Raw genomic sequence first — 1,029 nt, forward strand, 5'->3', positions numbered from 1 at the left:
TCCACGAAATATGCCACCGAGTGAGGGCGGTCGCTCTCGTCAACCTGCATGGACCCTCTTTCAATGTCATACAAGGCCCAGCCATTGCTGCCACAGGCCGGGCAGATGTGGTGGTGAGATGTCTGATCGCGGTCAATCCGCGGGAACGAATCCACCTGTTCGATGATGCGGATGGTGTCAGCGGCGGCGGGCAACGTCCAACGCGCTCCGAAAGTCCTCTGTGCCACCGCCAGTGCCAACTGAAATGCAGTCATGATCCGCACCTTCCGCAGCCGCAGGATCTCATCCGCCCGCTCAAGGTAGTCGGCGGTCCAGAACGAGGCCCAGTCGCCCTCCTGCCCAAGTTCAGCTTTGAGCTTTGTTAGGATGTCAACAAGACTGACCAGCTCGGCAACGGCTAGCTTGTTCGCTTCCTCGCTCGCAAAGCCCATGTGCACGGCGGAATCTCGCACTCTCAGTGGCTCAGCCAAGAGGGTTTCTTTCAGCGAATTGGCAGCGGGGAGCTTCCATGCTTTCGCCATCTTCGTCAGTGCCTTGAGCGCGTCGACAGCTCCCACTGTCCTCATATCCGGCAAGGTCAACGTGGGATCGAGTGGCCTCCCCGCCAGTGTAAAAGCCGTTTCGGGCTCCGCCCCCTTTGCGCGAAGCAAGGCGATATCAACGGAAGTCAGGATTGCCTTGAGCAGGAGTTCGGCCGCCACCCCGATCGAGGCGGCCTGATCGAGCCAATTCAGCGGTCCATTGTGCCCGAGGCTATCCAACGCACGGTGGGCATGGATGCGGGCTGTGTCTGTCAGTGCCTGCGGCAGATCGGCATACGCCGTGGCTCCGACTGCCATGGGCCAGCTGAACTGCGATGCCATGGTGAGTTTCTCCATTTCGGGACTAAGCCGTCCCCGTGAACCCAGGCCCGAGATAGCCCAGCGCGCTGAATATTTCACCACAGCCTCAGCGGTCATCGATAGCCGTTTTCTGCCGAGTGCTCGTCACTCCTGGACCGTTCTCGTCTACCCCCGCGGGCGCGGTGAT

At 60.5% G+C, this 1,029-nt stretch carries 1 protein-coding gene; it reads right to left on the reverse strand.

What is annotated here, in order from left to right:
* The coding region (locus tag ACIRS4_RS39245; RefSeq protein ID WP_404205221.1) for a hypothetical protein at positions 1–878 on the reverse strand (878 nt) is incomplete at its 3' end.
* Positions 879–1,029 lie beyond the last annotated feature (151 nt).

This window comes from Streptomyces sp. NPDC101166, assembly GCF_044768125.1.
Classification (GTDB): Bacteria; Actinomycetota; Actinomycetes; order Streptomycetales; family Streptomycetaceae; genus Streptomyces.